Raw genomic sequence first — 21806 nt, 5'->3', positions numbered from 1 at the left:
CTTGAGCAACAAACCGGTAATTACGGCTGAATCCAGTTCTGCACAAGATTTGAACGCTGTGCGGGTAGCAATTAAGAACCAGTTGAAAAGCCAGGCACACCTTTGGCTGACCCCATTTGACCAACACACCCCAGCGTCCATGGTTGAATCGGTGCTGAGAAAACGCAGTGTTTGCGTGGATGAAGCCCTGGTCTCCCTTTGGGATGCCATCGGAATGCCCAAACAATACAGCTTGGTCGCGGTTGGTGGTTATGGGCGTGGTGAATTGTTTCCCTTCTCTGATGTGGACGTGCTGATCCTCATTGACCAGGAACCGGATGAAATCAACACAGAGAAGCTGGAAACCTTTTGTGGATCGGGTTGGGACATTGGCCTTGAAATCGGGCACAGCGTCAGAACCCCTGACCAATGTGTTGAAGAAGCTGGCAAAGACATCACAGTACAAACAGCACTTGTTGAATCGAGACTTCTTGCCGGCAATTCCAATAATTTCAAAAAGCTGAACGATACTCTTCACAAATTACTTGAAGTTAAAGCCTTTTTTCGTAAGAAAACCCTTGAGCTTCGGCAACGTCACGCCAAGTATCAAGAAACACCCTACAGCCTTGAGCCCAACTGCAAAGAGAGCCCCGGCGGACTTCGAGATTTACACGTCATTCTTTGGGTATGCCGAGCTGCCAATCTGGGCAATAGCTGGGCTGAAATGGCCAAAAAAGGGCTGATCACGCCATTTGAGGCCGCAAAGTTGAGAAACAACGAGCGCACCCTCAAAAAATTCAGATACCAATTGCATGTGACAACTGGCCGCCGGGAAGACCGACTTGTTTACGATGTGCAAACCCAACTGGCTGAGTCCTTGGGCTATCGCCCCACCGCTGCGAAGCGGTCAAGCGAACAACTGATGCAACGGTATTATTTGGCCGCCAAGGCGGTCATGCAATTGAACACGATATTGCTTCAAAATATTGAATTGTCGATATTCGGCGTTAATGCTGAACCTGTGGTGATCGACGATGAGTTTCAGGTCACTGATTCTTTGCTCGACATTCGAGACGACGAGGTATTTGCCCGAAATCCTTCAGCCATGCTTCGTGCTTTCATCGTGATGCAGCAAAACCCGCGCTTAAAGGGTATGAGCGCCCGAATGTTGCGCCGACTTTGGCACAGTCGGGTCAAGATCAATAGTGATTTCAGAAATGACCCCGTCAACAAGGCGTTGTTCATTGATTTTTTCAAACAGCCCCAAGGAATAGTCCACGAACTACGGCGCATGAACGAGACCAGTGTGCTCGGAAGGTATTTGCCTGTTTTTCGGAAAATTGTGGGTCAAATGCAGCATGACCTGTTTCATGTGTACACAGTAGACCAGCACATTTTGACCGTGGTTCGCAATTTGCGCCGGTTTACGATGGCAGAGCATGCACATGAGTACCCCTACTGCAGCCAATTAATGGCCAATTTTGACGATCACTGGTTGTTGTATATTGCTGCCCTGTTTCATGATGTGGCTAAGGGTCGTGGTGGCGACCACAGCGTATTAGGTGAAGTTGACGCCCGCAAGTTTTGCAAAGACCACGGATTGAATCAGGAAAGCACCGACTTGGTGGCTTTTCTGGTGAAACATCACCTGACCATGTCGAACACGGCTCAGAAGAAAGATTTGTCAGATGTTGAAGTGCTCAAGGAGTTTGCCGCGTTGGTAAAAACTCCACGCAACCTGACAGCACTCTACCTGCTCACAGTGGCTGATATTCGGGGTACAAGCCCGAAAGTTTGGAATGCCTGGAAAGGCAAATTGCTGGAAGATTTGTATCGACTGACGCTTAAACACTTGGGCGGTGAGGCTCCGAACCGCCGTCAAATGCTTGCCGAGCAGCAGGCTGAGGCGCGGAGAATTTTGCGGCTGTATGCACTTTCCGATGATGTGCAAGACAAGCTTTGGGCTCAGCTCGACGTGTCTTATTTCTTAAGACAAGGCCCCAGCGACATTGCCTGGCACACGCGGCACCTTTACTGGCGCGTGGACACAGATCAACCGATCGTCAAGGCTCGCCTTTCTCCCATTGGTGAAGGCCTGGAATTGCTGGTTTACACGCGGGATGAAATGGATTTGTTTGCGAGAATTTGTGGTTATTTCGATTCCAAGAACCTGAGTATTCTGGATGCGAAAATTCACACCACCTCGCACGGTTATGCGCTTGATTCTTTCCTGATCCAGCACGACAGTCACCATGAGTTTTACCGGGAAACATTGTCCTTACTCGAGGCAGAACTTCAGGACCGACTGATCAAGCGTCAGCCCCTTGAAGCACCGGTGTTTGGAAGAATGTCCCGACAATCACGACACTTTCCGGTGCGCCCTTCGGTTGATTTGAAGCCCGACGAGAAAGGCAATCAATATTTGCTCACCGTGTCGGCCACTGACCGCACGGGTTTGCTCTACTCCATTACTCGTTTGCTGGCGCAATACAAAGTCAACGTGCAAACAGCCAAGATTATGACACTGGGCGAGCGCGCGGAAGATTCTTTCTTGCTGTATGGTCAATCACTGAATTCCGGCAAACTTCAAATTCAACTTGAAGCCGAGCTTCTGGAGCTGTTGTCCATTTGAATTCGAATATCGGGTTTTTTACACAACCCTTTTTATTCGTCGTGAAGCTGGACCATCGATTTGATGATCCCCATTACACGGCCCATTCCTTCATGAACTGTTTTGCTGATTTGGGCGTGTGAAATTTCCTGAGCACTCTCGCCCACTCCGGCAGCCTGGTTGACTACCAAGGCCAGGTGCGCGTACGGTATTTCCAGCTCACGCGCAAGGCAGGCCTCGGGCATGCCAGTCATGCCAACAATGTCGGCACCATCGCGCGCCAGCCGCTTAACCTCGGCCGCAGTTTCCAATCGTGGACCCTGTGTGCAGGCGTAACAGCCGCCCTGCGCCACTTGCTCGCCAACTGAGTCAGCGGCAAGACACAACGACGTGCGAAGTGCTTGGTCATAAGGCCAGGTGAAGTCGATGTGTTGCACTGCCTGGTTGTCGCCTTCAAAAAAAGTAGCGTGGCGCCCGTGGGTGTAGTCCAGTATTTGATCGGGTACGACCAACTGCCCGGGCTTTAAATCAGGGCGAATGCCACCCACCGAGGCCACGGAGAGAATCCCTTCAATGTTGAGCTGCGACAGGGCCCAAATATTGGCCCTGTAGTTAATTTGATGGGGAGCAATGGTATGTCCGTAGCCGTGGCGCGCCAGAAAAACAATTTCATGACCGGCCAGCATGCCGATGGTGAGGGCACCGGAGGGCTCGCCATACGGGGTGCGTTGCACCTTGCGCATGGTAATTTCAAACCCTGGCAACTGACTCAAACCACTACCGCCCAACACTGCGTACATTGTTTACTTCCTGTTCTTTAAATAATCTGCAAACTCTGCAGCCACTTCGTGGTGTTTCAAACCGAGTTCCACCGTGGCCTTTAGATAACCAATTTTAGAGCCACAATCGAAGCGCGTACCTGTGAATCGATAAGCCAATACGGGCTGGTCTTCCAACAAGGAGGCAATGCCATCAGTCAGCTGGATTTCTCCGCCAGCGCCTTTGCCGGTTTTGCGAATGTGATCAAAAATTTGTGAATTCAACACATAACGCCCTACTACCGCCAGGTTGGTGGGGGCGTCTTTGGGGTCGGGCTTCTCAACAATTGCATTGACCCGCTCGGAACGATTGTTCCAAGGCGTGCTTGAGACAATACCGTAGGACTTTGTTTCAGAAGGATCAACCTCTTGCACTGCCAATACGCTGGCGTGTTCACGCTCGAACACTTTGACCATTTGATGGGTCACCGAAGGCGTGCCTTTGTCAACATCCATCAGGTCGTCGGCCAGCAGCACAGCAAAGGGTTCCGTACCCACCACAGGCTCGGCGCACAACACTGCATGTCCCAGGCCCAGCGGCTCCATCTGACGGATATAAATACAATTCACGTGACTGGGTACAATGTTTTTCACTATTTCAAGCAGTGCGGTTTTACCACGCGCTTGTAGCTCAGCTTCCAGCTCGTAGGCCTTGTCAAAATGGTCTTCGATGGATCGTTTGCTGCGCCCTGTAATAAAAACAAGTTCGGTCATCCCGGCTTCAAGCGCTTCTTCAACGGCGTATTGAATCAATGGCTTGTCCACAACCGGCATCATTTCTTTGGGGCTTGCTTTGGTGGCAGGTAAAAAGCGGGTGCCCATACCCGCGACGGGGAATACAGCTTTTCTAACTCGGGTCATGATCGCTCACTCAGTAGTAGTCAATGAATAAGAAAGTAATCGTAATAAACAATTCTGATTAAAGCATACCTTGAAATGTACCCTCGTCCAGCACTGTAACGCTCAAGGCAGCAGCCTTGTCCAATTTGCTACCCGCCGCTTCTCCAGCCAAAAGGTAATCCGTTTTCTTGGACACTGAACCGGTTACTTTTCCGCCTCGTGTTGCGATCAATGCCGCCGCGTCGTCTCGACTGTATTGGCTCAAAGTGCCTGTCAGCACAAATGTCTTGCCATAAAATGGATGCGACTCATCAGTGACTTGGGTCTCTTCGGCAGGCCAACTCAGGCCAAGCGCAATAAGTTCATGCACGACCTGCTGATTGCCAGGTTCATCGAAAAATTGACGAATTGATTCAGCCACCACTGGGCCAACGTCGTTCACCTCAAGCAGCGCATCGATGCTCGCGCCCATCAGGCGGTCGACATTTTTAAAATGCGTTGCCAGGTCTCGTGCTGTCGCCTCACCCACATGCCTTATGCCCAAGCCAAAGAGAAAGCGTCCAAAGGTGGTTTGCTTTGCTTTGTTGATGCTGTCCAGCAGGTTTCGCGCCGATTTTTCACCCATTCGCTCAAGCTGCACCAACGCCTCATATTCCAGGCGAAAAAGATCTGCCGGCGTTTTCACCCACTCTTTGTCGACCAAGACTTCAACCAGCTTGTTACCCAGTCCCTCAATGTCAATGGCTCGCCGATGTGCGAAATGAATAATAGACTGCGTAAGCTGTGCCTTGCACACCAAGCCACCAGTACACCTGAATGCAGCCTCGCCCTCTTCCTTGCGAACAAGGGAGTTACAAATTGGGCAATGCGTGGGCATAACAAATGCATTGCTTGCCGCGCTGCGAACATTGCCGGAAAACGGAATAACCTCGGGAATGACATCGCCTGCCCGGCGAACCAATACCTGATCCCCCACGCGCAAGTCTTTGCGTTGAATTTCATCCAGGTTATGCAAAGTGGCAGACGAAACAACCACCCCGCCTACCTTCACTGGCTCCAGTTTTGCCACTGGAGTAATTGAACCAGTTCGGCCCACCTGCACTTCAATGTTAAGCAGCCGGCTGAGTACTTCATCGGGTGGATATTTATGTGCAACTGCAAAGCGCGGTGCTTTGGCTACGTACCCCAGTTGATCCTGAAGATCAAAGGAGTCAACTTTGTAAACCACACCATCGATCTCAAAAGGCAAGGAACTTCGACGTTCGCCTACATTGCGATAAAACGAAAGCAGACCATCTGCACCATGCGCGGTCTGGCTCAATTCCGACACTGGCAATCCCATGTCTGCCAGCCATTTCATCATGGCAGATTGGCTTTTTAGTTCACGAAGTTGCTCGCGTTCCAATGCTGCACCGTAGCAGTAAAACCGCAGGGGACGCCCCGCGGCTATTTTGGTCTCAAGTTGTCGAATGGTGCCAGCGGCTGCATTGCGTGGATTGGCAAAAACTTTCAGACCAAGCTCTGCCTGCCGTTCATTCATCTGCATAAAATCTTTTTTTGTCATAAAGATTTCGCCGCGAATTTCAAGCTGTGCTGGTACGTCGCTTCCTTTTAATCGAAGCGGCAAGCTTCGAATGGTTTTTACATTGGCTGACACGTCTTCACCCACAGTACCATCGCCACGGGTAATCGCTTTGTCAAAATTGCCATTGTTGTAGTGGATCGATATTGCCAAACCGTCAAATTTCGGATCCACCGAGTAATCGATGATGGCTTCAGGGGGCAGATCGGCCAATTCTTTGACTCGCCGATCAAACGCAATCACGTCGCTGTCATCAAATGCATTGCCCAGCGAAAGCATGGGTACGCGATGTCGAACTTGTTCGAATCCCTCGGCGGGCTTGCCGCCGACACGTTGCGTTGGCGAATTGCTTTGAATTAGTTCAGGGTGTTTGCTCTCGAGTTGCTGCAACAACTGGTAATTTTTGTCGTACTCCGAATCGGGCACCTCGGGTTCGTCGAGAACATAATAAGCATGCTCCCAGCGGTTCAACAAATCGATCAGCCTGCGCATGGCCAGCATGGGCGACTCTTCCGGAGAATTGCCGCTGTTTGCACTATCGAACAAATCCAGATTGCTCATGAAAACAAAATGCGAGCCACGGTTGTGCCAGGTTTGAAGCCGGAATCAGTCAAATTGCGAACCCGCTCAATGAGCTGATTGTAAATACCTTCAATTGCCTGCGTACTCAAGGTTCTACCCGAGTCGTCCATCAGGGGGGCGCCAAATTTTTCATTCATGCCATGGCATACGGTGACAATGTCACCCAAGGCCTTGACTGGTTCAGCAGAATTGGGCACATCAATGCTGAAGCTCAACAAACGCTTACCAGGCGCATTGTGAATCACCATGCTGGCCAGGGAGCCCGATTCGTCACTGAGAACCCACTGATGTCCTTTCTGTCCCCAACCGGCCACCGCCAGCATGTCAACAGCCGTGCTTTCTTGCACGGTGTCGGGTAGCAAACAATGCAATCCCAACAAGGTATCCAGCGCAGCTGCTGCTTGATCCAGCGTTTCTGCTTTGGCAACCACTTCTTTCATTTCCGGGAATTCGATGTCCGCATTTTGATCCTCGGCAAACCGTTTCAGCTTTCCAAGAACTTCTGAAAACTCAATAGAGCTCAGTGGTCCTTTGCGGTTGGCGATCTGAACACTGGCTCTTAATGATCGTGCCGTGCCCGCATAGGGACTGGCCTTAAACCACAGCGTTTCAGTGCTTTCAGCAGAATCAGGACTGGCAGAATAAATAATGCGCTTCCGATTGATCTGCTCTAAGCCATCGACCAGCGCTTTCCACGAATTTGCGTCTTTTTCCTCATCAAATCGAACAATAAAATCTGCGAACAGACGCTTGTCGATTGTAATTTGCAGTTCATTTTGCAGATTATTGTCGTTGAGGGGCATTTCAGAGCTTGAATCATCTGCGGCCTCATCAAATGAAAGGTCAGAATCCGGACGACTCGAACCTGAAAAACCTGGTTCGAAGCGCTCAAATCCTGATTTGGCCACACCTGTATTCAAGAGCGGATCTTCGTCTGTTTGACCGAAGCGTTCGCTGGCCTGATTTCGCAGCCTGTAATCTTGCCACCAGTTGTAAGCGATCATGGCAGCAATGCCGCCGCCGCCAACAATCAGAAGGGTGAGTTGTAAATCGTTCATACGGTTTCCGTGGCCATTTTTTCTGCTGCAGCCAAATCAACGGCAACAATACGGGAAACACCTTTTTCCTGCATCGTGACTCCGATCAGCTGCTGCGCCATTTCCATGGCGATTTTATTGTGGGAAATGAACAAAAACTGGGTTTGTTCAGACATTTGTTTGACCAAGCGCGTGAAGCGCTCGGTATTTGCGTCGTCCAGCGGCGCATCCACCTCGTCGAGCAAGCAAAATGGCGCAGGATTCAATTCGAATATTGCAAACACCAGTGCCGTGGCAGTAAGCGCTTTTTCTCCACCTGACAGCAGGTGAATAGTGCCGTTTTTCTTGCCGGGCGGTTGCGCAAATACCTGAACACCAGCGTCCAGGATTTCATCGCCAGTCATGACCAAGCGAGCCTCGCCGCCACCAAATAGTTTGGGGAACAATCGCGAGAAGTGGCCATTGACCACACCAAAGGTTTCAGAGAGAAGGTCTCGGGTCTCTTTGTCAATTTTACTAATTGCATCCTCAAGGGTTTCCATGGCTTCTATCAGATCACCAGCCTGTTGGTCCAAGAAAGATTTTCTCTCTGTCGCAGCGGCCAATTCGTCAAGCGCGGCCAGGTTGACTGCCCCCAACTCTTGCATACCGTTGGTAAGGCGCGTTACTTCAGCCTGGAGCACCGACGCTTTAGGCGGCACCTCCATGGCAACGAACTGCTGGCTTAATTCGTTTACATCGGCGTGAACTTCGTCCATCAAATTTTTATATTGTTCGATGGTTAATTCAGCCGCCTGAATTTTTAATGCCAAGTCTTGAACCGCATCCCGTAAGGGGTCAGCCTGTTTGTCGCTCTCTTTCTCGCTGCGCTCGAGCTCAGAAACCTTCGCCATGATTTGTTCAAGGGCATCGCGAGACACTGCCACTTTTTCTTCGGCGATCACGCGTTCTTCCAGCGCACCTTGAAGCGCCTCTTGTCCCTCAATTTCAGAGAGCCCCTCAAGTTCGGCCAAAGCCAGTTGCTTGCGCTGTTGAATTTGTTGAATTTGACTGCTTGCAAATGCAGTGTCGCGCTCGCATTCCCGCTGCCGCGATTCCTGATTGCGAATATTGAACTCTGCGTCCTGTTTCCTACGCAGTGTGTTTTGTACTTGTGCCTGTTTGTCGCGCAGTGCCTGTTCAGCTTCCGTTACCTTGTCTTTGCGGCTTTCAAGGGCATCGCTGGCCACTGCCAGTTGTTCATCCAGCTCGGCGTATTTGTCTTCTGATTCGAGAAGAATGGCGCGCTGTTCTTCAAGCTCACTTTGCAACAAAGCCAAATCCAAACCGATCTGTTCGCGACGACTGTCCGCCCTGCTTTGTTGTTCTTGCAGGCGAATCAATTGCACTTGGGCTTCATGCAGGCGTTTTGTAAGGCTTTCGACGAGGTTTCGGGCCTGCACCACATTGGCTTTCATTTCACCGGTGCGCAATTGCAATTGATCGCGCTTGGCCATGGACTCGTTTTTCAACATGTCGAGTGCTCGCACTTCAGTGCGCAAGGCTTCAATTTGCTGCTGGCGCTCAAGCCGACCACTTTGAGCGTTATCGGCAGCATAGAAAGACACCCCGGTGACGCTTACGCAATGTCCCTGTGGCGTGAAAACTCGCTGACCAGGCTTGAGTGTTTTGCGTTTGAGCAGCGCGGATGGCAAATCGGGTGCCAGCAAATAGCCCGCCAACAACTGAACCAACGATTGTTGTACAGACGAATCCGAACTGCGGACCAAGCTTGCCAGGTCTTCGGGACCCACGGGCAAGTTTGAATTTAAAGTCGGTGACGATTCCATGAAAGCCACGCGGGCGGGCGGAGGCTGTTTTGCAAAGCCCTCAACCAAGTCCAGTGTTCTGACTTGAAAGCTGTCCAAAGACTCCCTCAAAGCAGATTCAAGCGCCCTTTCCCAGCCACGTTCAACTTGCAGTTTGCCCAACAAGCGCGGAGTTTCGCCCAATCCGCTACTTTCAACCCACGGCTTTAATTCGGCACTTTCTGCAAGTTGATCATTTAATTTTTCAAGTGCTTGCAATTGCGCCTGGGCATTGGCGTACTTGTCACGTTCGGCATTAAACGCCCCTTGTACGTGGTCCAGCTCAGCGCCGCCCGCGGCCAGTTTGTTTTCCAGTTCGCCAAGATTGTTTGTGGCTTGGGAAAGCTCGCCTTCAAGTGACTGAACTCGGGCCTGAACCTCATCCATTTCATGTACAGAGGGAGCCGCAATTTGCTGCTTTTCTGATTCAAGGCGATCCAGCTTTACCTGAATGGTATTTTCAGCACGACTGGCTGATTCTTGTTGCGAAGACACCTGACTGAGCGCTTGCTGTATTTGCATGACGCCTGCTCGTTGCTGATCCACAGCAGAGCGCGCAACCTGCAAAGCCTGTTCAACGGGCTCAACAGCCAACTCCGCCTCTTCAAGGGCAATAATTCGCTCTTTGAGTTCCGCTTGTAGCTCTTCTGTGGAACCGCTGATTTCCTCCAGGCGAGCATTGGCGTCTTCCTGGCGTGCTGTCCAGTTTTGTATTTCCAGCTCAAGTTCGGCCACTCGGGCACCCAAACGGGCGCGCGATTCAGCCATCACGCGTAAATCCGCCTCGAGGCGGCTTACCTGCCGATTGGCCTCAATCCATTGGGTTTGATCATTTTCAAGTTGCTGCTGCGCATCCACTTGCCTTTCGCGCACTGCAAACAATTCCGTTTGAGTGCTGATCGATTTGGCTTGAATAGCCTCAAGATCCGCTTTGGCTCGCTCTAGTTTGGCCTGACCGGTGTTTTTTTGTTCAAGTGCTTCTGAGTAGCGGATGTACCAAAGCAAGCGCTGTTTTGTATTTTTCGCCTCTTCCAGTTCTTTAAACTGTCGAGCCACAGTGGCCTGCTGTTCCAGCCGTTCAATTTGGCTGGTCAACTCACGCAGAATGTCTTCAATTCGGGTCAGGTTGTCGCGCGTATCGGCCAGACGATTGCCGGTTTCCCGACGACGCTCCTTGTATTTCGACACGCCCGCAGCTTCTTCAAGAAAAATTCGCAATTCTCCCGGACGGGCTTCAATAATTCGGGCAATCATGCCCTGCCCTATAATGGCGTAAGCGCGCGGCCCAAGACCAGTACCCAGGAAAATATCCTGAACATCGCGGCGGCGAACCGCCTGCTGGTTGATGTAGTAGGTTGAAGCGCCATCGCGTGTAAGCACGCGTTTTACTGAAATTTCAGAATATTGGTTCCAACTGCCGCCAGCCCTGCCCTCAGCGTTGTCGAACACCAGTTCGACACTGGCGCGAGAAGCCGCCTTGCGGTTGGTCGAGCCATTGAAAATCACGTCTTGCATTGACTCACCGCGCAATTCGGATGCTTTGGACTCGCCCAGCACCCAGCGCACTGCATCGATGATGTTGGATTTGCCGCAGCCGTTCGGACCCACCACGCCCACCAGGTTACTGGGGACAGCAAAGGATGTCGGTTCAACAAATGACTTAAAGCCAGCTAAACGAATGTGAGTTAATCGCACGATGAGGTGGAAATGAGACCAATAGAACGAATAAAAACTTCAACCCACGGGAACTTGAAAACCCGCTGACCTTATAATAGCAAAGCCTTTGAGCTTTACGCCGGGCACTTGCCCCTAGTTGGCAGGATGATTGAGTTGTTTAACGCCACAGTGGCCCACGGCCCCATTGGCTTACGAGAGAAGCATGAGTAACAAACCCAGCCGCGATTTACAAACATTCCCGAACCCAAACCCGGATCGGCCTTACCACGTCCACATCGAAGTGCCTGAATTTACATGCCTTTGTCCTTTGACTGGTCAGCCAGATTTCGCCACATTGGTGATTGACTACCTGCCCAATCAAAAGAATGTGGAACTGAAAAGCCTGAAAATGTACATGTGGAGCTACCGCGAAGAAGGTGCCTTCCATGAAGCTGTAACCAACAAGATTCTGGACGATTTGGTAGCCGCAACCGACCCCCGGTACATGAAACTGACCGCGAAGTGGTATGTCCGCGGTGGCGTTTACACCACGGTGGTGGCTGAACACCGCCATGCCAGTTTTCAGCCATTGCCGAAGGTTGAACTTGACTCTATTTCAACGATGAACCCCACTCGCGGTTAAACAAGGCGCGGCTAAAACAGAAATTTCGGTGAACCCATTGAAAAACCTAGACAAACTTCAGCCTTATCCGTTTGAACGCCTGCGGGCCTTGTTCGCCGGCAGCCAGCACACTGGTGGCCTGGCACACGTCAACTTGTCCATAGGTGAACCCAAACACCCCACTCCGGACCTGATCAAGCAAGCCCTGATCGACAACCTGGGTGGTTTGGCGGTTTATCCAGGTACACAAGGGTTGCCGGTCTTGAGACAAGCGATTTCTGACTGGATATTGCGCCGATTTGATGCCTTGGTCGATCCAGAAACCCAGGTACTGCCAATATTAGGCTCTCGAGAAGCCTTGTTTTCCTTTGCCCAGGTTGTTCTGGATGGCTGCGGGGTGGGCAATGATGTAGATTGCCACGTTGCCTTTCCGAATCCTTTTTATCAAATCTATGAAGGCGCAACATTTTTGGGTGGGGCCAGCCCGGTCTTTGTAAATATTGATCCGGAAACCGGTTTGTCTGACTTTCATTCGCTTGGCGCTGATGTGCTGTCGAAAACCAAGCTGATGTATGTGTGCTCACCCAACAACCCCACTGGCGCCGTGTATACCCTGGAGGATTGGCAAAAACTGTTTGATTTGGCCGATGAGCACGATATTGTGATTGCGTCGGACGAATGTTATTCAGAGATCTACCTGGATGGAACTGCTGCACCCATTGGTGGGCTTGAGGCGGCAAGCCGTTTGGGCCGCTCTGATTACAACAACCTGATCGTGTTCTCCAGTCTTTCCAAGCGATCAAACGCTCCGGGACTACGTTCAGGCTATGTGGCTGGCGATGCAGACCTGATCAAGGCATTTCTGCGTTATCGCACCTACCATGGCTCAGCCATGTCGACCACCGTACAAATGGCCAGCGTGGCCGCCTGGAATGACGAAGAACATGTGGCAGAGAACCGCCGCTTGTACACCGAGAAATTCAAGGCTTTCAGCGCCATTCTTGAGGGCACGCTCAATTTGCATATTCCACCCGCAGGTTTTTATTTCTGGGCAGACTTGGGCCAAAGCGATACCGCCTTTGCAAAAAGGTTGTTTGAGCAAGCGCATGTTACCCTGTTGCCCGGAAGCTTTCTGGGCCGCGAAGTGAACGGATTTAACCCCGGCGCCAACCACGTGCGCATAGCATTGGTAGCCAGCCTGGCTGAATGCAGTGAAGCTGCACAACGAATTAGAAACATACTCTGACACAGGAAATCACCATGACAACAAATCACCAATCCATCATTGAAGCCGCTTGGGAAAATCGTGCAGACATTTCCCCTTCTTCTGCTCCAGCAGAAGTACGGTCTGCCGTAGGTGACGTATTAGAAAAACTGAACACCGGTGAATTGCGCGTTTGCTCCAAAGAAAGTGGCGAATGGGTTACCCACCAGTGGATCAAGAAAGCCGTGCTGCTTTCTTTCCGCCTTGAGGACAACAAGCCCATGGCGGCTGGTGGCTTTACCCAGTTTTACGACAAAGTACCCACCAAATTTGTGGATTACACCGAAGAGGACTTCAAGAAAGGCGGCTTTCGTGTTGTACCACCCGCCGTTGCGCGACGCGGCAGCTTTATTGCCAGAAACGTGGTGCTGATGCCCAGTTATGTGAACATTGGCGCCTATGTAGACGAAGGCACCATGGTAGACACCTGGGCCACTGTTGGCTCGTGCGCACAAATTGGTAAAAACGTACACCTAAGCGGTGGCGTGGGAATCGGCGGCGTGTTGGAACCCCTGCAGGCCAACCCCACCATTATTGAAGACAACTGCTTCATTGGTGCACGTTCTGAAGTCGTTGAAGGCGTGATTGTTGAAGAAAACTCCGTGATTTCCATGGGTGTTTATCTTGGTCAAAGCACGAAAATTTACAACCGCGAAACGGGCGAAGTAACTTACGGCCGTATTCCTGCTGGCTCCGTGGTCGTTAGCGGCTCGTTGCCCAGCGCTTGCGGCAAGTACAGCCTTTACTGCGCAGTTATCGTGAAGCGTGTGGATGCAAAAACACGTGCCAAAACCGGCATTAATGAATTGCTGCGTAACGCAGAATAAGGAGACCACAACAGGATGACTGCCAAGGTTTATGGAATTCCAAATTGCGATAGTGTCAAGAAGGCCATCGCGTCATTAAAGAGTAACGACATCGAAGTGGTTTTTCACGACTTCAAAAAGCATGGCGTGCCCGCGCAGTTACTGGACGAATGGATTGATGTGCTGGGTTTGGAAAAAATCATTAACCGCAGGGGTACCACCTGGCGTGGTCTGGACGAAAGTCTTCAAGACAAGGCCCGGTCACCAGAGGGAGCCAAAGCACTTCTGTTGGAGTACCCCAGCATCATCAAACGCCCTGTGGTTGAATTAAATGGCGAACTAAGCATTGGACAGACCGACTTCAGCAAAGGCAATTCATGAATCAGGATCACGCCGCACACATTGCGGTCGACCCCAAAGAACTTCACACCGTTCGTGACTGGGTGCGTTTTTATGTCAGTGAAATGCGCCGCGGCAAGGTGTTTTTCGGCCATGGGTCGAGCAATGCGTTTGATGAAGCGGTTTACATGGTGCAGTCAGCGCTCAGCTTGCCAATTGGGGATATTGGTCCCTTTTGGGATGCCAGGCTCACCGCCCATGAAACCAATCGTTTGGTACGGTTTATCACCCAGCGGGTTGTAGATCGCAAGCCTGCCAGTTACATCACCGGCGAAGCCTGGCTGCAAGGACATTCATTCAAGGTTGATGAACGCGTGATTATTCCACGCTCATTCATTGCAGAGCTATTGGCCGACCAACTCACCCCATGGGTGAATGCCCCCGAAATGCCATTCGAGATTCTTGACATGTGCACGGGTTCTGGCTGCCTGGCGATTTTGGCTGCATACGTGTTTGAAAACGCACAGGTGGACGCAGTTGATCTGTCCACCGAGGCCTTGAGTGTTGCACGTGAAAATATCCAGCTGCATGACATGAAGCAGCGTGTACGCGCCATTGAGTCCAATTTGTTCTCAAACCTGAATGGCAAACAATACGACTTTATTTTGACCAACCCGCCTTATGTGAATGAGGCATCCATGACGAAGTTGCCGCCTGAGTACCTGCACGAACCACGCATGGCCTTGGCCGGTGGTGACAGCGGCATGGACTTGATTCAGGACATTCTTGAGCAGGCACCCAAGCACTTGAAAGACGGTGGCTTCCTGGTGGTTGAGCTTGGCAATGAAAAACTGCATTTCGAGGCGGCCTTTCCGCATTTAAATCCCATTTGGCTTGAAACCTCGGCAGGTGACGAACAAGTGTTTTTGCTTAACAAAGAAGACTTGGTCTAAACCCATTCAATGATTCAAATCAATAACCTCAGCATTGCACGGGGCAGCAAGCCCATTTTAACCAACGCTGAACTTACCCTGTTCCCCGGCGAAAAAGTCGGCCTGATTGGCCACAATGGTGCAGGCAAATCCAGTTTCCTCAGCGCACTGCTTGGCGAATTGCACGTTGACCAGGGCAGCATCGATTTGCCCAAGGTTTGGCGCTTGTCCTGGATCGATCAGGAAGTGACAGCGAACCACCTCAGCGTGATCGATTTCGCGCTGGAAGGCGACCGTGCCTTGCATGAAGTTCGGCAGAAAATTCATGCGGTGGAAGAAAGCGGTGACATGGAACAATTGGGTCACTTGTACGAAGAACTTGAAAATCTGGATGGGTACACCGCCGAAGCACGCGTGGCCACAATTCTGAATGGTTTGGGTTTTAAAACCGAAGACTTGCAACGCAAAGTGGGCGAGTTTTCCGGTGGCTGGAAAATGCGTTTGAACCTGGCCAAGGTATTGGGCTCCAGAGCTGATCTTATTTTGCTGGACGAACCCACCAACCACCTGGACATTGAAGCAGTGGTTTGGCTCGAACAATGGATCAAGCAGGTCAACAGCACAGTCATTCTGGTTTCTCACGACCGTGACTTTCTGGACGAAGTCTGTACACACACTGTTCACCTGAGCAGCGAAAAGCTGACCAAGTACACCGGAGGATATTCTGCCTTTGAGCGCGCTTTTGCCGAGCGCTCAGAACAAGTCAGCCAAGCGAACAAAAAAGCAGCAGGCGAAATGGAAAAGCTGCAAAAGTTTGTTGACCGCTTCAAGGCCAAGGCCTCCAAGGCAAAACAGGCACAAAGCCGGGTCAAACGCCTTGAAAAAATCAAATTGATTGAAACATTGCAAGTGGAACCCCATGTGGCCATTCCCTTCATGGAACCCCATAAAAGCCCAGATCCCTTGGTCGTGCTGAACCGCAGCGATTGTGGCTACGCTGGCGTAGCGCCTGTTCTGAAAAACATCAGCCTTGAACTTCGTCCTGGCGATCGCATCGGTTTGTTGGGTGCAAACGGCAACGGCAAAACCACCTTGGTTAAAACCTTGGTGGGTGAACTAGCTATGTTGGGTGGCGAAAGGGTTGAGGGCAAAGGGCTGGTGTATGGCTATTTCGCGCAAGACCAAATTGAATCGCTCGACATGAATGCCACCCCCTTGCAACACATGTCGCGACTGGAGCGGCAAATTTCAGAACAAAAATCTCGTGAATTTTTAGCGCGTTTTCATTTTCGCGATGACAAAGTGCGTCAGCTGGTGGGCAGTTTTTCCGGTGGAGAAAAATCGCGCCTGGCCTTGGCCTTGTTGGCTTATAAACGCCCCAACCTGCTGTTGCTTGATGAACCCACCAACCACCTGGACATTGCAACCCGTCAGGCTTTGGCCAGCAGCCTGTTGGAATTTGAAGGTGCCTTGGTCATGGTTTCTCACGACAGACATTTGCTGGAATCAATCACGGATCGCTTTTGGCGCGTGCACCAAGGCGCAGTCACTGAGTTTGATGGTGACCTCGATGACTATGCTGAACTATTGCGCAAGGAAACAAACGCGGAAAATCAGCGCAACAAACAAACGGGCGGTGCAACAGCACCCAAAAGTACAAATTCTGCACAGGCGCGTCCACCGGTAGACCGGCAGGTGGTCAGCCAAAGAATTAAACAGTTGGGCAATCAGGCCAAAAAGCTTGAGAAGCAAATTGAAGCTGACCAGCCCAAACTGATCAAAATTGATGAGGCCCTGTTGAAGGTCGACTACAGCAAACCAGAGGACTCCAGAAAAGCCGCAGAACTTCACAAAGATCGTGATGGGATAGCCACCCGCCTGGAGAGATCAGAAACCGAGCTGCTGGAACTGATGCTTGAAATCGAACAGCTGGAAGAGTCTTTGGGCGTTTCCTGATCATCACTCAAACCACTAATCCAGAATGCCCTCCTCGCTCAAGAATTCGCGCCAGGCATTCGAACTAAAACAAACTGCCGGGCTGACAACTTGGCGGTTCAGGTTCAACAAATTCTCTCGAAGCAGTTGGCGCTTTTCGGCGCCGACCACTTCGCACATCTTGGCGCGAACATGACTTTTAACAACGTCGGGAACACACAGCGTAGGTTTCGAGTCGATTTCATGCAACTGATCGCCCATCACTTGTTCCAGCAATTCCAGGGTCGTTTGTTCGGCCGTTAACTGTCCTTGCTTGGCATCCTGAAATGCTAGTTCTATCAAACCAATTTGACTACGAAGCAACAGGGCATCCAGTGTCCGGTGCAATTCCAGTGATCGATTGCGTGCCTCCACCAAACCAGAGTAAGACGCAGGCAGCTTCCAGCCGGGTATGTCTGCGCGGTTGATCAGTTCAAGGCTTATTTTCAAGGAAGATCGGTTGCTGGAATCCATGAGGTCTGAATTGACCGGATTCCCCAATGCATTCATTTCCCCATCAAAATCTTGCTCATCATTTCCAATTAAAGACTCGAGAACCAGATGACTTCCGAGCGAGGAAGCAGCAGGCTCGGCTGCGAATGCCATGGCATGTTCACGGCTTATTGAACCAATGTCGTGTCGCCCAGCGTCCGAATGTACGAAACCCGCATCGTTTGGCTCGATCTGATTCGACGCGGTGACTTTCTTCTTGATCGAGTAACGGCGATAGGCAAACCAAGCAAGGATCAATGAAAAGAGGCCAGCCAAAGACACCGGCAACATCAAATCAGGCGTCATTGCAGCGGGGCTCGTTTCAACCGGGTATTCATCCAATCCAAGGCCTGACCAGGCATTGGCCGCATCTCTGCGGCTTTCAATCAATCCTGCACCAAACAAATTCGTATCCAGCGAAGCCACCTTCAATGCATCGCCTGAACTTCCAGCGCCAGTGCCTTGCTCACTCAATTCAGTATTCGTATGCTCAGGCTCCTCTTTCGAACTTGTGGTATTGCCTTCTTTCTCTTGTTTAAACCATGCCGGGTGCTCATCAAGTTGCGGCGTGGGCGGTTTGCGTGAACTGGCCAACAACTCAGAGCCCTCCGGATCAAAAACCAGAGAGGACTTTGTGGCTTTGGATTGAAGAGAATCCTTGGCCTGTACTTCGGCTTGTTTCATGATGAATGTCCACTTTGTACTAAATACAATCAAAGGACATTCAGAGACCAGCTTCATCTCAATCAAGGTGTCATGTACAGGGACCACCGATTTGAATTCAAGCAAACCGCCTTGGCGAATTGTTGGATCAAAGTTAACCAGCACCTCGTTTGACAGGGCCGAACCATGGCTTACCGAGCTGCTCTCCAGCGAATGTATTGTTGCTCTAAGACACGTTGACCTTAGTTGTGATTCGACACCTTCGGGTACATTGCTCAGCGTACTTTTCAAGTCAAGATGCCTTCCGATCTGCTGAACACCGACCGGTGTAGAAATCTCCAGACTTAAAGCTGAAACTGGAACAAGCGCAATCAAAAGACCAAGAGCAGATGGCAATAAACAATGCATCGCGTGTGGTTTTGGTGTCCAGAAAATCGGCATGTTTACTCTCGGTTCAATTGTTCCAGCAGGCCTTAGCATACCCACGACAACTGTGAGTAAGGTATCCTTGAAATGACCTAACACGAACGTGTTAACCCACTCGCAGCACTGGAGCGTATTGATTGAATACAGCGCAAGATAAACCGATTGAGGTGTACACCTGGGCGACCCCCAATGGCTACAAAATTCATATTGCCTGTGAAGAAATGGGGCTCAACTGGAAAGCGATTCCGGTCGATATCGGCAAGGGCGATCAATTCAAACCTGAATTCCTCAAATTCAGCCCCAACAATAAAATACCGGCAATCATTGATCACAATGGCCCCGATGGCGAGCCAATCGAGATGTTTGAAAGTGGCGCCATTCTGATGTATCTGGCCGAAAAAACCGGTCAGTTTTTCGGGCAAAACTACCGCGAACGCCTGTCGATCATCCAATGGCTGATGTTTCAAATGGGCGGTGTGGGCCCCATGCTGGGGCAAGCGCACCATTTCCGGATTTACGCACCCGAACCAATTGAATATGCTGTTAACCGATACACCAATGAAGCCAAAAGGCTTTATGAAGTCATCAACAAACAGTTGAGTCGTTTTTCCTACATTGCGGGGGAAACTTATTCCATCGCTGACATGGCGCTGTATCCCTGGGTTTATCGCTGGCAACGCCAGGGAATTGAATTAAGTGACTATCCTGCAGTGCACAAATGGTACGAAGAATTAAGTGCCCGCCCCGCTGTCATTCAAGGCTTGAATGTAAATCTAGAATGAGTGTTCTTATCAATTCTTAAACTGTTCAGTACACTACGGTCAATTTTATAAAAACAGAAATTCGGGAGACCTCCTTATGGCGAACATCGCCACATTCTTGTTCCAACATGACGACACCCCCAATCGTATGTTGTACCGTCAGTTCATTGATAACGAATGGGTAGATTTCAAAGCACGGGAAATGATTGACTTGGCTCGCACCTGGCAAGCTTTTTTCCGGTCCATGGGTTTGCAGGCGGGCGACAGGGTTGCAATTTGCCTGAAAAACAGCGTGCACTGGGTGGCATTTGACCAAGCGGCAGTGGCCATGGGACTTGTTTCAGTGCCACTGTATGTGGACGACAATCCAAGCAACATTGCTTATTGCATACAAGATTCCGGTTCTAGGGTGGTCGTGGTTGAAAATGACCGTATTGCCCGTAACCTGCTAAAAGAAAACCTGAAAGATGTGCGGGTTTTGTCGATCAGATCGGACATTGAAAAAGAAGCAGATGGCGTCGAGAACGCGACATATGCCCTGAAAAGTGTCGAAAAGAAATTAGAGGCTTTTGAGCTTCTTGATCTCGAACAAAATACGCTGGCTACAATTTGTTACACATCCGGCACATCAGGACGTCCGAAGGGCGTCATGCTGTCGCACAAAAACGTGATCGCCAACGTAGACAGTTGCTTTCAGTTGGACATCGCAAAGCCGGAAGACGTGTTTTTGTCATTCCTCCCGATGTCGCACATGTTCGAGCGCACCGGCGGCTATTACCTGCCCTTGCGTGTGGGTGCAAAGGTTACCTATGCACGTGGTATTAACCAATTGCCCGAAGACCTGGCCACACAGGCACCAACGGTGCTGTTTGCGGTTCCGCGCATTTTCGAAAAGTTTTACGGCCGTATTCAGGCCTCTGTGAAAGATTCCCGTTTCAAGCGAAAAGCATTTGAGAAGCTGGTCGATGTGGGTTGGCGCATGGAACAAGGCAAAGGCGGAATTCTGGATCATTTTCAGCTTCCGCTTCTGCGTGCAAAAGTGGCTCAACCCATTCTGGAACGACTAGGCGGTCGCTTGCGATTGGCCGTGGTGGGTGGGGCTGCCTTGGACAGCACAATTGCCAAAGCCTTTATTGCGATGGGACTTCCCATTCTTCATGGCTACGGCATGACTGAGGCGTGTCCGGTTATCTCGGTGAACCGTCCAGAAGGCAATGTTCCTGAATCTGTTGGCCCAGCCTTGCCCAATGTCGAAGTCATGTTGGGCGAAAATGATGAACTACTCGCGCGTGGGCCCAACATCATGCTGGGTTACTGGCAAAACGAGGAAGCCACGAAAACTGCGATTGATGAGGATGGCTGGCTGCACACAGGTGACGTTGCCGAGATCAAGGACAAACGGATTTATATTCGTGGCCGGATCAAAGATATCATGGTGCTGTCCAACGGTGAAAAGTTTTCCCCTCAAGACGCTGAAATGGCCATTATTGGTGACGACGTATTTGAACAGATCGTTTTGATCGGCGAAGGTCGCTCTTTTATTGGCATGATTGCCGTAACGGCCAACTCCAATGAAAAAGAGCTGATCAAGCGCGCCAATGAACGTTTGCAGCATTTGCCCCGCTACATTCGCGTGCGGCGAATCATTACTACCAAAGAACCCTGGACGGTGGACAATGGTCTGCTGACACCAACGTTGAAGGTAAAACGCGTCAAAGTGACTGAAGCATTCAAGGACAGAATCAACGACCTTTATGCCGAAGGGATGGGAGACTAAACCCTTCCGCTTCGAACCCTGCAGAAAAAAGCCCACTTTCCAGTGGGCTTTTTTTATTCAGCAGGCAAATCGTCATGATCGTAGTTGTCGGATCCGATCCGGGCCAGAAAGTCTGCGGCTCGCTCAGGTGGTGGACATGTCGACCGGAGTCCGTCGATATAAGAGAACAAATCTTCGGAAATATTCTGCCACATTGGGTCTAACACCACGTCGACCCCTTCGTGGCGCAATAATTCAGCAGCGCTTGAAAATGCGCCGTCGCCGGTCAGCAGCACCACCTGTTGAACCTGCCGCTTGTAAGCCAAGGTGGCTAAGTCAACGCCCATGCGTAATTCAATGCCTTTCGGGTGCGAGCCAGGCGTGAAGTCATCGTCGGCCAGATCATCAACCGTAATGCGCTTGCCGAGCAGATCGGCTAAAGCGTCTTCATTGAGTTTCCAGGTATCCGCCTCACGAGCCTCCCCCAACTTCACTGCCAACTTTCTTTTTCTTTGTAGTTGACGCTGAAAAGCGACCCGAAATTGTCCCTCTTTGGATTTGGACAAATCGATTTGCTGGCGGGAAATTGGCAACGTCACCCGTTGGGTGAAGACTGGCGTGTCATAGAAGAAAATGCGAAATAGATGGCGTTTTGGCTGATTTCGCTCAAACAAATGTGCCGCTGACAAGCGCCACACCAGATCGGCCATGACTTTTGCATCATGGTGAACCGAACTTGGGAAAATTTGACGAATTCTGCGAATGAAAAACGGACCATCCACAAGGATAGCTGTGAGCATATAAGCCTTTGATAAATAT

The 21806-nt window shown here is 50.7% G+C and carries 16 protein-coding genes; 9 read left to right on the top strand and 7 right to left on the bottom strand.

Annotation, left to right across the window (positions count from 1 at the left end):
- The first annotated feature begins 49 nt into the window (after positions 1–49).
- Complete coding sequence (locus P0D43_RS10750; RefSeq protein WP_159571763.1) at positions 50–2611, top strand: [protein-PII] uridylyltransferase; 2562 nt, start codon at positions 50–52, stop codon at positions 2609–2611.
- A 32-nt stretch (positions 2612–2643) separates the two neighbouring features.
- Here P0D43_RS10750 and P0D43_RS10745 read toward each other — a convergent pair whose 3' ends face one another.
- Genes P0D43_RS10745 through smc form a run of 5 tightly spaced genes read right to left on the bottom strand, consistent with a single transcriptional unit; the run spans position 2644 to position 10991 of the window.
- The gene (locus P0D43_RS10745) at positions 2644–3390 is read right to left on the bottom strand and encodes an S-methyl-5'-thioinosine phosphorylase (RefSeq protein ID WP_159570244.1); all 747 of its coding nucleotides are present in this window, start codon (positions 3388–3390) and stop codon (positions 2644–2646) included.
- A 3-nt stretch (positions 3391–3393) separates the two neighbouring features.
- Complete coding sequence (gene galU, locus P0D43_RS10740; protein ID WP_159570242.1) at positions 3394–4269, bottom strand: UTP--glucose-1-phosphate uridylyltransferase GalU; 876 nt, start codon at positions 4267–4269, stop codon at positions 3394–3396.
- A gap of 58 nt (positions 4270–4327) precedes the next feature.
- Positions 4328–6391 carry an NAD-dependent DNA ligase LigA gene (gene ligA / locus P0D43_RS10735; protein WP_394672401.1) on the bottom strand — a complete coding sequence of 688 codons (2064 nt, stop codon included), beginning with the start codon at positions 6389–6391 and terminating at the stop codon, positions 4328–4330.
- Positions 6388–7470 carry a hypothetical protein gene (locus tag P0D43_RS10730; protein WP_394672400.1) on the bottom strand — a complete coding sequence of 361 codons (1083 nt, stop codon included), beginning with the start codon at positions 7468–7470 and terminating at the stop codon, positions 6388–6390. The genes ligA and P0D43_RS10730 overlap by 4 nt, the downstream gene beginning before the upstream one ends.
- Positions 7467–10991 (bottom strand): chromosome segregation protein SMC, encoded by a 3525-nt coding sequence (gene smc, locus P0D43_RS10725; RefSeq protein ID WP_394672399.1) that lies wholly within the window; start codon positions 10989–10991, stop codon positions 7467–7469. The genes P0D43_RS10730 and smc overlap by 4 nt, the downstream gene beginning before the upstream one ends.
- Positions 10992–11175: 184 nt before the next feature.
- On the opposite strand from smc, the gene queF reads away from it, so the two are divergent.
- The 6 genes from queF to P0D43_RS10695 are packed head-to-tail and all read left to right on the top strand — an operon-like array spanning position 11176 to position 16871.
- Complete coding sequence (gene queF / locus P0D43_RS10720) at positions 11176–11595, top strand: preQ(1) synthase (RefSeq protein ID WP_040513619.1); 420 nt, start codon at positions 11176–11178, stop codon at positions 11593–11595.
- Between the two features lie 28 nt (positions 11596–11623).
- The gene (gene dapC / locus P0D43_RS10715; RefSeq protein ID WP_159570234.1) at positions 11624–12820 is read left to right on the top strand and encodes a succinyldiaminopimelate transaminase; all 1197 of its coding nucleotides are present in this window, start codon (positions 11624–11626) and stop codon (positions 12818–12820) included.
- 14 nt (positions 12821–12834) lie between these two features.
- Positions 12835–13665 carry a 2,3,4,5-tetrahydropyridine-2,6-dicarboxylate N-succinyltransferase gene (gene dapD, locus P0D43_RS10710; RefSeq protein ID WP_159570232.1) on the top strand — a complete coding sequence of 277 codons (831 nt, stop codon included), beginning with the start codon at positions 12835–12837 and terminating at the stop codon, positions 13663–13665.
- Between the two features lie 15 nt (positions 13666–13680).
- On the top strand, positions 13681–14025 hold the full coding sequence (locus P0D43_RS10705; RefSeq protein WP_341236368.1) for a Spx/MgsR family RNA polymerase-binding regulatory protein: 345 nt from the start codon (positions 13681–13683) through the stop codon (positions 14023–14025).
- Positions 14022–14936, top strand: a complete 915-nt coding sequence (prmB, locus tag P0D43_RS10700; protein ID WP_341236369.1) for a 50S ribosomal protein L3 N(5)-glutamine methyltransferase — start codon at positions 14022–14024, stop codon at positions 14934–14936. Before P0D43_RS10705 ends, prmB begins: the two co-directional genes overlap by 4 nt.
- Before the next feature lie 9 nt (positions 14937–14945).
- Positions 14946–16871: an ABC-F family ATP-binding cassette domain-containing protein gene (locus P0D43_RS10695; RefSeq protein ID WP_394672398.1), complete on the top strand. Its 1926-nt coding sequence runs from the start codon at positions 14946–14948 to the stop codon at positions 16869–16871.
- Positions 16872–16886: 15 nt separating this feature from the next.
- On the opposite strand, the gene P0D43_RS10690 is transcribed toward P0D43_RS10695, so the two are convergent.
- Positions 16887–18335, bottom strand: a complete 1449-nt coding sequence (locus P0D43_RS10690; RefSeq protein ID WP_341236371.1) for a hypothetical protein — start codon at positions 18333–18335, stop codon at positions 16887–16889.
- A 272-nt stretch (positions 18336–18607) separates the two neighbouring features.
- Between P0D43_RS10690 and P0D43_RS10685 the strand changes: the two genes are divergently transcribed.
- Both P0D43_RS10685 and P0D43_RS10680 read left to right on the top strand, forming a co-directional pair.
- The gene (locus P0D43_RS10685) at positions 18608–19252 is read left to right on the top strand and encodes a glutathione binding-like protein (protein ID WP_159570220.1); all 645 of its coding nucleotides are present in this window, start codon (positions 18608–18610) and stop codon (positions 19250–19252) included.
- 76 nt (positions 19253–19328) lie between these two features.
- Positions 19329–21008 (top strand): long-chain fatty acid--CoA ligase, encoded by a 1680-nt coding sequence (locus P0D43_RS10680; protein WP_341236372.1) that lies wholly within the window; start codon positions 19329–19331, stop codon positions 21006–21008.
- Positions 21009–21061: 53 nt separating this feature from the next.
- Here P0D43_RS10680 and P0D43_RS10675 read toward each other — a convergent pair whose 3' ends face one another.
- Complete coding sequence (locus tag P0D43_RS10675; RefSeq protein ID WP_394672397.1) at positions 21062–21697, bottom strand: NYN domain-containing protein; 636 nt, start codon at positions 21695–21697, stop codon at positions 21062–21064.
- Positions 21698–21806: the final 109 nt, after the last annotated feature.

This window comes from Limnobacter sp., from assembly GCF_043511195.1.
Lineage (GTDB): Bacteria > Pseudomonadota > Gammaproteobacteria > Burkholderiales > Burkholderiaceae_B > Limnobacter.
The sequence above is the reverse complement of the archived record's forward strand: the minus strand, read 5'-3'. Positions and strand labels throughout refer to the sequence as shown.

Bases quoted from the DNA above. Each gene is read 5' to 3' on its own strand.
- ligA (WP_394672401.1), bottom strand. From the start codon at position 6,391: ATGAGCAATCTGGATTTGTTCGATAGTGCAAACAGCGGCAATTCTCCG.
- P0D43_RS10695 (WP_394672398.1), top strand. From the start codon at position 14,946: ATGATTCAAATCAATAACCTCAGCATTGCACGGGGCAGCAAGCCCATT.
- galU (WP_159570242.1), bottom strand. From the start codon at position 4,269: ATGACCCGAGTTAGAAAAGCTGTATTCCCCGTCGCGGGTATGGGCACC.
- P0D43_RS10680 (WP_341236372.1), top strand. From the start codon at position 19,329: ATGGCGAACATCGCCACATTCTTGTTCCAACATGACGACACCCCCAAT.
- queF (WP_040513619.1), top strand. From the start codon at position 11,176: ATGAGTAACAAACCCAGCCGCGATTTACAAACATTCCCGAACCCAAAC.
- prmB (WP_341236369.1), top strand. From the start codon at position 14,022: ATGAATCAGGATCACGCCGCACACATTGCGGTCGACCCCAAAGAACTT.
- P0D43_RS10675 (WP_394672397.1), bottom strand. From the start codon at position 21,697: ATGGCCGATCTGGTGTGGCGCTTGTCAGCGGCACATTTGTTTGAGCGA.
- dapD (WP_159570232.1), top strand. From the start codon at position 12,835: ATGACAACAAATCACCAATCCATCATTGAAGCCGCTTGGGAAAATCGT.
- P0D43_RS10705 (WP_341236368.1), top strand. From the start codon at position 13,681: ATGACTGCCAAGGTTTATGGAATTCCAAATTGCGATAGTGTCAAGAAG.
- P0D43_RS10745 (WP_159570244.1), bottom strand. From the start codon at position 3,390: ATGTACGCAGTGTTGGGCGGTAGTGGTTTGAGTCAGTTGCCAGGGTTT.
- P0D43_RS10730 (WP_394672400.1), bottom strand. From the start codon at position 7,470: ATGAACGATTTACAACTCACCCTTCTGATTGTTGGCGGCGGCGGCATT.